The organism is Pseudomonas sp. P4_C3, from assembly GCF_056402075.1.
The window spans coordinates 1-11037 of record NZ_JBFUIC010000147.1; the positions used below are offsets into that span (position 1 = coordinate 1).

At 53.4% G+C, this 11037-nt stretch carries 8 protein-coding genes; 3 read left to right on the top strand and 5 right to left on the bottom strand.

What is annotated here, in order from left to right; all coding sequences use genetic code 11:
- From AC1DVH_RS20155 to AC1DVH_RS20165, 3 genes are all read right to left on the bottom strand, one after another.
- Positions 1-738: alpha/beta hydrolase (locus AC1DVH_RS20155; protein WP_477755282.1), on the bottom strand; the 738-nt coding region annotated here is incomplete at its 3' end.
- A 202-nt stretch (positions 739-940) separates the two neighbouring features.
- Positions 941-1897, bottom strand: coding sequence for a PDR/VanB family oxidoreductase (locus AC1DVH_RS20160; RefSeq protein ID WP_056723315.1), 957 nt, complete (start codon positions 1895-1897; stop codon positions 941-943).
- A 1-nt stretch (position 1898) separates the two neighbouring features.
- On the bottom strand, positions 1899-2951 hold the full coding sequence (locus AC1DVH_RS20165; RefSeq protein WP_477755283.1) for an aromatic ring-hydroxylating dioxygenase subunit alpha: 1053 nt from the start codon (positions 2949-2951) through the stop codon (positions 1899-1901).
- Positions 2952-3053: 102 nt separating this feature from the next.
- On the opposite strand from AC1DVH_RS20165, the gene AC1DVH_RS20170 reads away from it, so the two are divergent.
- Positions 3054-3968, top strand: coding sequence for a LysR family transcriptional regulator (locus AC1DVH_RS20170; protein ID WP_056723319.1), 915 nt, complete (start codon positions 3054-3056; stop codon positions 3966-3968).
- A gap of 543 nt (positions 3969-4511) precedes the next feature.
- Here AC1DVH_RS20170 and AC1DVH_RS20175 read toward each other — a convergent pair.
- The gene (locus AC1DVH_RS20175) at positions 4512-5717 is read right to left on the bottom strand and encodes a CaiB/BaiF CoA transferase family protein (protein WP_218497867.1); all 1206 of its coding nucleotides are present in this window, start codon (positions 5715-5717) and stop codon (positions 4512-4514) included.
- A gap of 456 nt (positions 5718-6173) precedes the next feature.
- Positions 6174-7016, bottom strand: a complete 843-nt coding sequence (locus tag AC1DVH_RS20180; RefSeq protein WP_477755284.1) for an IclR family transcriptional regulator — start codon at positions 7014-7016, stop codon at positions 6174-6176.
- 327 nt (positions 7017-7343) lie between these two features.
- Here AC1DVH_RS20180 and AC1DVH_RS20185 point away from each other — a divergent pair, with 327 nt between their 5' ends.
- Both AC1DVH_RS20185 and AC1DVH_RS20190 read left to right on the top strand, forming a co-directional pair.
- Positions 7344-9053, top strand: coding sequence for an FAD-dependent oxidoreductase (locus tag AC1DVH_RS20185; RefSeq protein ID WP_477755285.1), 1710 nt, complete (start codon positions 7344-7346; stop codon positions 9051-9053).
- 510 nt (positions 9054-9563) lie between these two features.
- Positions 9564-10844 (top strand): OprD family porin, encoded by a 1281-nt coding sequence (locus tag AC1DVH_RS20190; RefSeq protein ID WP_477755286.1) that lies wholly within the window; start codon positions 9564-9566, stop codon positions 10842-10844.
- The last annotated feature ends 193 nt before the right edge of the window (positions 10845-11037 follow it).

Here is an 11037-nt window from a genome sequence, read left to right on the forward strand (position 1 = left end):
GCAACGAGAGTCAACCGCCAACGCCCCTTGCCGTACCAGCACCCCGTTTATGAAATTGACGGCAGCGGCGAGCGCCTCACGCCCCTCGGAGAGCACCGGCGCATATGCCTGCCAGACATGAAACATACCGGGCCATACCTCCAGCCTGGTGTCCACGCCCGCTGATCCAGCGTTTCTCGCCAGACGTACTGCATCATCAAGAAGGATTTCACACTCCCCCACTTGAATCATCATTGGCGGCAACCCCTGCAGGTCAGCCTCCAAGATAGCAGTCTCGACCTGATCTCCCAGGTAGGCGTCAGCACTGGCTTGCAACTTCTGAGGTGTAAGAAAGCAGTCCACTGCAATCTTGGTATGGATGCTTTCTCCGGCAAGAGCCAGATCCAGCCAAGGAGAAAACAGCACCACGCAACCTGGCATTTCCATTCCCATGGTCCTGGCGTGAATCAGGGCGGCCATGATCAAATGGCCTCCCGCCGAATCCCCCACCAATGCAATATCGTTTGCTCCTTCGCAATTAGCGAGTAACGCCGCATACGCAGTCAGAACATCTTGCTGTGCAGCAGGGTATGCATGTTCAGGTGTCAGTCGATAATCAACCACGTAAGCCGTGGAAGATGTACCGGCAGCAAGCGTGCCGGCGATTCCCTCAAAACCTTCAGCGCTGCCCACCATGAAACCACCACCGTGGACATAGAGCAAAGAGCGCTGGGAATCCACACAGGTTAACTTCCGCACAGGAACTCCACCGAGTGTCGACGCCGTGGAGCTGCAATCAGGCGGAGGCGAAAAACGCTTGCACAAGTGGTCAAAACCTATACGAGCCTGCTGCAGCGACCCAGGAGGATTTTCTCTTCGAGAGAGCAGTTCATTACGAATAGCATTCAGTTCACAACTACTCATTCTTGCCTACCAATCAAAGAGTGACGTGGAGTGTCAGTCAGATATCAAGCACCAGCCTTGATGACTTGGCACGTGAAACACACTGCAGAATGACCGCATTGGAAGCACGCTCCTCATCGCTGAGGACATAGTCCCTATGATCAACTTCACCCGCTAGCACCCGGCACTCACAGGTACGGCAAAGGCCCTCCCGGCAGGAATAAGGCACCATTATCCCCACCTCTTCGAGTGCATCTAGAAGGCTGGTATCAGCTGGCACGGTTAACTCCATGCCACTGCGAGCAAGTTCCACTACGAAGCTTTTGTTCTGTTCCTTTTCAGGTGCATTCGACTCAGGTGCACTAAACAACTCGAAATGCACCTGGCCGGAAGGCAGGTAAGCCTGTGCGGCATCCCGTACCGCATTCATGAGCGGTGACGGCCCACAGCAATAGAGGTGGTCCGTTGCCTTTGCTTGTCGAGTAAACGCCTGCAGATCGGGACGACCGGCCATTTCGTCATCCGAGTGAAATACTAATTTTCCGCCACGAGGAAGATGCTCGATGTAAGCAGCCCGGGACCGGGATCGGACGCAATAGAGAAGTTGCCATGGTTTGTCATTCGCATCGCACCAACGAATCATGCTAAGAATCGGCGTAATGCCGATACCGCCGGCGATAAATAAATAGGTGCTTGCGTCGTGTGCCAGCGGAAAGTTATTGCGAACCGCGCTAATTTCGAGCAGGTCGCCAACTCGCAGATGTGCATGAATGAACGCTGAGCCACCCCGTGACGGCTCAGACAATCCGACCCCAATTGAGTAGCTTCCGTCCGAAGGATCGTACCGGTGAACGGAGTACTGCCTGATCAGACCATTTGGCAGGCGAACATCAATGTGCGAGCCCGCGTCGGCCACAGGAAGAGGTTGACAGTCCAAGGCCAGCAAGCGGATATCCATAATGGCGTCAGCAGCTTTCACGATCGCCATCACTCGAACGCGGTTCCAGTCGCTCATCTCAGACCTCCTGGATCTTGACGGGATTGCTTATCGCCTGCTCAGCCTTATAARCATTCGCCACCAGCCACCTGAAATACGAAAGAGCAGCATCAGCTCCGATCGGAATCATTTTGAAATCGGAAGTCAACTTCAACATGCGATCTTGCGCATGAATCATATCGCTGTCCTCCTGGAACGCTGTGACGACCTGGTTGTGGATTGCCAGCGTCACCTCGGGGTCATCAATGGCGAAATTATGAGGCTRCGAAAAGAAGTAGTGCGTGGATTCGTCCGTTTCCGGAGTCAGTGCCTGAGTGCTACGGAACTCTGCCGCATTGACGCGATTTCCCGCCTTGGCATTTTGCCCACTGGGCTGCATTCCCGAATCCATCAGGAAGATGCTCGGCAGCAGGAAGTCATAGATATTCCAACGATCGACAGACCCCGGATAATTTTTGACTTTCTGCACAAAAGGTGCGGGCTTGATTCCTTCACCCCAACGCGTTACTCGCACGCCGTTTTCCAGCTTTTCGACCGTAGGTATGCAGGCCGCATACGCCTCGTCACCGCCCAGCGTGTTCGGATGAACGTAGGGCAAATGTGCGAGGTCAAGCAGGTTGTCAGCGATCAGCAGGTAGTTGGTGGTGTAATAGGTGTAACCCTCCAGGCTTCGCCACTCGGGGTCATCCAGCCAATGTGTATCAGGGATCAGGGACGGATCCGCCAGGCTGGCATCACCCACCCAGATCCAGATCCACTTGTGCTTCTCTACAATTGGGAATGTGCGCACCTTAGCCTGCGGAGGAATGCGCTCTTGTCCGGGTATTTCGACGCAGCGCCCCACCGTATCAAATAGGAGACCATGGTACATGCACCGAAGCTGATCGCCTTCTAGGCGCCCTTTCGACAGTGGAGCGCCTCGGTGACAGCAACGGTCTTCGAAAGCCACCACTTTTCCGTTGGTATCACGCCATAGCACCACTGGCACGTTGAGAATCGTTCTTGCGAGAAGTTTATCGACCGGGATCTCACTCGACCAAGCAGCTACATACCAAGCGTTACGAACGAGCATGACGTCGACCTCATTTCTTGTTTTTGGTGTTGAAATTATCTTGCTGACGCCATGCTAGCGGTGGATCATCTATGCGCATAGATCATGGAGCTAATACAGAATATGCGCGGTACTCATGGTAAAAAATTCGATTTGAATCTCTTGCTAGCGTTCGATGCGCTTCTGAAAGAGCGCAATGTATCTCGAGCAGGAGAGCATCTTGGTTTGACGCAGAGCGCCATGAGCCATGCACTACGACGTCTCCGGGAGTTTTATGAAGACCCCCTCTTCGTCCGTATTGGCGATGCGATGAAGCCGACGCCTTTCGCAGAGGAGATGGGGGATTCAGTTCTGGAGATCGTATCCGCCGTACAGCACAGGCTGTTGGCGCAGGCCAGTTTCAGCCCTATGTCTTCCACCAGGGTCTTCAGCCTTTGTATGACGGATATGGGCGAGTTGGTATTTTTGCCCCGGCTGATTTCAGAACTTCAGAAGGTGGCCCCTCATTGCCGAATACGAACATCGCAACTACCCACCGAGCATATAGCTAACTCACTGGAGAGAGGTGATACAGACCTGGCTATAGGATCACACTACATCCAGGACCCTAACCTTTTTCAACAAGAACTGTTTAAACACTCTTTTTGCTCTATCGTCAGTACCATGTACCCTGGTAACGAAGTAGACCTTGAACAATTCCTGAGCATGAAACATGTTTCCGTCGTTCTGTCAGACAGTAGTACACGCTACGACCAGTTTATCGACGAATTGGGGCATCAACGAGAAATTTACCTTACAACCCCACACTTTATAACGGTCCCGATGATACTGGAGAAAAACCCGAATCTAATCGCAACCGTGCCCGGTGACCTGGGGCAAACATTCCGACGCTACAATGCGGTCAAGGTAATTAAAACCCCGATCAAGTCCCCCAGCTTGCACCTGCGACAGTATTGGCACCCGCGCCATCATCATGACCCCGGAAATATATGGCTTCGCCAGTTGGTCAAGCTTCTTTTCGACAAGTATATGAGTTGATGGGCGTGATATTGGCGCAATCTAATCATTCCCTCACTTCAATGATTGCGGCAATTTACGAGGATAAACCTACGCTTATTGAATAAGGGAAATGATGAAATTTCACCGCTATGATATTAGAATTTATCGCTATCCAAATATGTGAATAGCGATCGTAAACGCTTCCCCTTAGCTAGAAACAGAGCGTCCACTCAGCTTTTTGGTGGTGTGTGCTTTCTTTAGGATTCGGCGTGCAGAGGAAGCATAAGACATTAAATATGCCGCCGGCCGTTGCGTGGGAACGCGCGATGAAAAATCGCTTGCCCCCCGAAAAAATTTCCGAAGAATATCTGGATATATTATGCCGAGGCGTTACCGAAGCATGTACAAGTTCAGCGGATTGATCGGTCGCACGCGATCGCCCTTGGCATAGACCTAACGAGACTTGATTCTGTCTTTTCCAGCGTACGTGGCGACAGCGACGTCGCCACCTTCATGGGATCAACCAACTCGTGCAATTCCACAGCATCTCGGACGTCAGAGTTGTGCGGCTCCCCTTAAAGATCAGATCACTCCTCTAGCTTTGAATGCCGAGATCTGTCCATCTGAATAGCCCAGTTCCTGCAAAACACTGACACTGTGCTCCCCCAAACCCGGCGAGGGTTTTTCTTCGACCATTTCGGTGTAGGGCATATGCACCGGATGCTTGACGTAGCAGTTTCCCGATTGGGCCGGCACCTCGACAATCATGCCGCGATGTTGCACCTGCGGATCGGCGATTGCCTCGGCGACCGTGTTGATCGGGCTGCAGGGTACGTCGGCCTCCTGAAGCGACTTCATCCAGTACTCACGGCCGCGCTCTTGTAATCTCGAAGTCATCAAGGACTCCAGATGAGCGTGATTCTGCGCGCGCAGCGGACCGTCACGCAGCAGCTGATCATCTATCCACTCAGGTCGCTGCATCGCGATGCACATCCGTTGCCACTGCTCTTCGGTATCAACACAGATGGCAATCGGTTCGTCGGCGGTAGCGAAAGCCTGGAACGGCGCGATCAGCGCGTGGCGACTCCCCAGACGGCGCGGAAGATCACCCACCTGCAGGAAGCGTGCAACAGCGTTTTCCATCATTGCCAGCTGGCAATCGAGCATCGAAATATCGATAAACGCCCCCTTTCCGCCCTCCTGCCCCCTGCCCACCAGCGCTGCCAGCACACCGACGGTGGTGAATAAGCCAGACCCGATATCGCCTAGCGAAATGCCCACGCGTGCAGGTGGTCCGAACTCTTCACCGGTAATGCTCATCATGCCGGACATCGCCTGTGCGACCACGTCAAAAGATGGCAAATGTTTATAAGGGCCATCCTGCCCAAAACCTGAAATTGCGGCGTAAACCAATTGCGGGTTCAACTCACTCACGGCTTCATAACCGAACCCCAATCGTTCCATCGCCCCCGCCCGGTTGTTTTCAATGAACACGTCAGCCGTCGTCAGTAACTGGCGAAGAACAGCTTTGCCCTCCTCCTCTTTCAAGTTCAGCGCGACGCTGCGTTTGTTCCGGTTGACGCTATTGAAGTAGATACTTTCCTCGTCTTTGAACGGCGCAACGCTGCGGGTGTAGTCCCCGCCTTGCGGCCGCTCAATCTTGATGACATCAGCCCCGAGCATCGCGAGCAGCCAAGTTGAATAAGGCCCTGCCAACATATGAGTCGCATCAATTACACGTATACCGCTTAGAGGCCCTTTGTTGGGTATTTCAGATTTAATCGACATGACTTCACCCTGCCCGGCAACTGAGTGTTGGCGCCGACGCCGAATTAACCCCATTGCCGAAATGTCACTTACCCAGTCTAATCCTCGCGAACCGTTGCCTGTGCTGAATTTTTTCCTTTTTGGAGGTAGGTCAGTCTTGCGTCGGCACATGGGTCAATTCGGCATCGGCGTCAATAGACTATCCTCTGCATTCGATGCGAATGATGCCTAGAGCTCGACAGCAGTAAAACATGCGCAGATTTCTGCGCAGCATCGACCTCATCAATGTCTGCCTGAACCTTGGCAATGCGGGAACGCTTTAAGGGCTGCCCCTCAATGAAAGTGATCCCCCCTTCTCCTCAGCCAAGTTACAGGTCTTCCATCACTAGTCTACTGAGGGTGAGTCCCCTATCCTCTCGGCACATGTCACGGAACATATCAAGGATTAGGTTATCACGTCCCCTAAAATGACCGGGTTCAGGCCCTTATTGTCTTTCTGGCAGCGCCCGGGCTCATCAGAGACGGAGAACCAGGAATCAACTGACTGATTTCTTCAGCAGATGCCATCAAAAGAGGAGCGAGTTCGTGTAATCGGTCTTCAGTCAGCCGAGAAAGGGGCCCCGCCACGCTCACCACACCTATTGGTCTCCCACTTAGGGGGTGAATCAATACGGTCGCGATCGCAGCCATCCAATCCGAAAAAGTCTGTATCCCAATCGCATAGCCTCGCTTACGAGCCTCGTGTATATGCTCCAATACCTTGGCGGCCGTCTGTGGCGCTCGCGGACCAAAGTCCCCAGGTGTTCCGTAACCCTGCTCTTCAATAGCCGCGATGGCATCCTTGTCCTCCATTTTCGACAGCCAGGCGAACCCGGTCGCCGAACATGAAAGCTTTGAAATCATGCCCATGTCAGGGTCGTACCGAAGTCCGAATCGAGCGCCCTGGGCTTTAGCAACCCAAATCAACTGCCCATTGTCTTCGACCGCAAGGCGAACCAACTCTCCAGTTTTTTCGGCAAGGCGATCAAGGACCTGCTGAGCGGCGTCGATGTATCCACTTGATGCCAGATGCCTGAATGCCAGCACCTGTAGCTTTGTTGTCAGAACATATATGCCGCGATCCTGCTCCTGACGTATATAGCCATGTTCCGATAACGAAGTCATAAGCCGGTGTGTCGCACTGCGAGGGATGCGTAAAACCTCCGAAATCGACGTCAACGACATTCCCTCCGCCCGCCCGGACAGCAACTCAATTACTGCCAATCCGCGATCTAGCACCCCGGAATAGCTTGGTCCTTGTAAATCCGACGCACTTACCATTAACAACCTCCGTGCATGCAGTCATTGTAATCCGCCAATCATACTGGAATTTTTTTCCACCTCCTATGGACGGGTTTACCACAAAAGCAAGGAAACGTGATCTTGTAGTACTCACCAGCATGCTTGCTAGCTCCACCCTCAGAAAGACATTCGTAACGCTCCCTTGGCCAGCCTCGGACCGAGCGTCAAGACCGCTTGAAATAACGGCTGACAGGACCAGCCACACCGAGGATAAAATATTTTTTCTCGCAAACAGGAATTTATTTCCAGTGACAGTGGAACACTTTTCCATTATGTTCTCTTCAGAATATTTTTTTGGAGGCGAAAATGGCAGAGCGTGCGTTGTGCTGTGACTTGTTGGTGATTGGGTCTGGAGCCGCTGGATTGGCCACTGCAGTTACCGCTGCGTGGCACGGCCTCAGTGTGATCGTCGTGGAGAAGGACGAAGTGTTCGGCGGGGCTAGCGCCTGGTCTGGGGGATGGATGTGGGTTCCCGGCAACCCACTCGCAAAGCGAGCTGGGATACATGAAGATCCTCAGCAACCGCGGATGTACCTCAGGAACGAACTCGGCTCTCATTACGACGAGGCACGTATCGACGCCTTCCTCAATAATTGTTCGAATATGGTTTCATTTTTCGAAACCCACACAGAGCTGCGCTTTGTCGACGGAAACGAAATCCCGGACATGCATGGCAATACTCCCGGTGCTGCCGTAAGGGGCCACCAGATCATTGCGGCCCCGTATGATGGTCGAGCAGTCGGCCCCCTAATGAACCGTCTGCGAAGAACAATGCGAGAGACATCGGTGATGGGTATGCCAATCATGGCGGGCTCAGATCTTGCTGCATTTCTCAGCCTGACGCGCTCACTAAAGTCGGTGGTTCACGTCGCGAGACGGGTCGTTCGACACTTATTGGATCTCGCATTTCATGGTCGCGCGATGCAACTTGTAAATGGCGTCGCGCTGGTTGCGCGTCTGGCAAAGTCCGCCGAGAAATTAGGAGTCACTTTGATTGAGTCGGCTCCGGCCAAGCGCCTGGTTATCGAAGATGGAGCTGTTCGTGGCGCAGTCATTGGTACCCAAACCGGCGAAATGGAAATTCATGCTACAAGAGGCGTCGTGTTGGCTACTGGCGGCTTCCCAAACGATATTGATCGCCGTAAGTTGTATTTTCCACGGACTCCGTCGGGCACTGAGCATCTTGCTCTACCACCCGAAAGCTGTAGTGGTGACGGTGTCACGCTTGGCGAATCTGCAGGCGGGGAACTTGCGACAGACCTCGCCTCTCCAGCTGCGTGGGCGCCAGTGTCACGACTGGTCTATAGGGATGGAAGTACAGGTCATTTCCCACACATTATCGACCGTGCGAAGCCTGGTAGTATCGGGGTACTTGCCAATGGCAAACGCTTCGTAAATGAAGCGAACGGGTACTACGATTACACAACAGCAATGATTTCTGCTGCCCCAGAAGATCAAGAAGTCGCTTCTTGGCTCATCTGCGATCATCGCTTTCAAAGACGTTATGGACTAGGTCACGCACGCCCCTTCCCCTTTCCTGTCGGCTCCTATATTCGAAGCGGCTATCTAAAGCGCGGGGACTCAATTCCCGCACTTGCACAGCAATGTGGCATTGACCCAACAGGTCTTGCAGAGACCATTCGTTCTTTTAACGACCACGCGCGGCTCGGCGAAGACCCTCTTTTTGAGCGTGGCGCTACTCCTTTCAATCGTAAAAGCGGTGACCCCCTGCATATTGGCCCTAATCCTTGTTTGGCACCGATCGAGCATGGTCCTTTCTATGCAGTCAAAGTACTACCTGGCAGCTTCGGAACATTCGCAGGTTTGAGAACTAACGCATCGGCCCAAGTGCTTAGAGACAACAATGAGCCAATCATAGGCCTCTATGCCGCTGGAGCAGACATGGCAAGTATCATGGGTGGCCTCTATCCCTCTGGCGGGATTAACCTGGGACCAGCAGTGACCTTTGGATATATTGCGGGGCGACATGCCGCCGGAGTTCAGGATTACGAATGACCGATGGAACAACATATAAATAGCGCCCTCGCGACAAAATAACGAGATGCGTAATTTCTACGTGCCATCCGAACAATTCCTCAGCAAATACTCATCATAGCGGAGGCGATGTTCTGCGGCTCTGTATTCGCAAGAGCGGGGCAACTGCTCTTGAGCAGCAATGGTAAGGTTTGGTGAGCTTTCTGTGCCGTAACTTACTAATGCAGCAGCAAGCTGGAGTGATGGTATTCGCTCCAATCACCGCCTGCATTATTCCGCATTCTCAGTACTAAGGATGTGTTGGTACGCGCAGTTCCTGATAACCCCCTCACAGACGCTGGCCCCCGTTTAAGGCCGTGGGCAAAGCGACAGAGTTCCACGAGCAATCGCGACAAGCTTGATTAGCTGATGTTACGGGTGGGTGCACCATCCTTTAAAAGAGCTCCTACGTGCCACCACGCAGCCCCAAAGGCAGGCGTGACGGATTCTCCTTATCCGTCGATAGGGGGTTCCACATGGGAAGATGACAAAATGAACAATAAGAACTCTACTCGGACCAAATATACTTATAGGGCGATTACTTATTTGTCTGCGTCTATTGCGGCAGGATTTCTGGGGGAGGCAGCGTCAGGCGCTGAAGGGGGATTCATCGAAGACTCCGCAGCCAGTCTGACGCTGCGCAACTTCTACATGAACCGCAACTTCGTCAATGACAGCGCTCAGGCCAAGGCCGAGGAATGGACACAAAACTTCATCTTCGATGTTAAGTCCGGCTTCACTCCGGGAACCATCGGCCTTGGCCTGGACGTGCTTGGCCTATACAGCATCAAGCTCGACGGCGGCAAGGGTACCGCCGGCACCCAACTGTTGCCAGTGCACAACGATGGCCGCCCAGCCGATGACTTCGGTCGCCTGGCGGTAGCCGGCAAGGCGCGCACCTCGAAGACCGAACTGAAGGTTGGCGAATGGGCCCCGGCGCTGCCGATCCTGCGTTCCGACGACGGTCGCTCGCTAACCCAGACCTTCCAGGGTACCCAGATTACCTCAAAGGAAATTGCCGGCCTCACCCTCTACGGCGGCCAGTTCCGCCAGAACAGCCCACGTAACGACGCAAGCATGGAGGACATGAGCCTCAATACTCGCCCCAACTTCAAGTCCGACCGTTTCAACTTCGCTGGAGGAGAATACCGCTTCAATGACAACCGCACCTTGGTTGGACTGTGGAACGCAGAGCTGAAGGACATCTATCAGCAGAAGTACCTGCAGGCACAGCACTTCCAGCCGCTTGGCGACTGGCTGCTGGGCGCCAACCTTGGCTTCTTCTGGGGTAAGGAAGACGGCAGCGCCAGGGCCGGCGACCTGGACAACCGCACTTTCTCCGGGATGTTCTCCGCCAAGCACGGCGCCAGCACCTTTTACGTCGGCCTGCAGAAGGTTATGGGCAACGACGAATGGTTCCGCGTCAATGGTGCCAGCAGCAGTACGCTGGCTAACGACAGTTACAGCTCCAGCTATGACAACCCCAAGGAAGACTCCTGGCAACTGCGTCATGACTATGACTTCGCCGCCCTCGGCGTGCCCGGCCTAACAATGATGAACCGATACATCAGTGGTAATAATGTACATAACGGCAGTACCGACGATGGTAGCGAGTGGGGGCGCGAGAGCGAGCTGGCCTACACTGTCCAGTCAGGCCCACTGAAAACACTGAACTTCAAGTGGCGCACCTCTACCATGCGCCGCGATTGGGGTCGCACTAACAGTTTCAACGAAAACCGGCTGATCATCAACTACCCATTTTCACTACTATAGGCATTTGGAGCTTGCCGCGTTATTTTTTTAACAAGAAAGCCCCGCTTAGCGCGGGGCCTATATATTTAAACACCAAAAATCAAGATCACGAACAAGATTTTGATATATACATATCCTTTAGAAACTAGAGTTTCTTACCGGTCTTGAAGAAATCAGCGCTCCGCTGTGCTGCTGAGATGGCTCGTTTAGACGG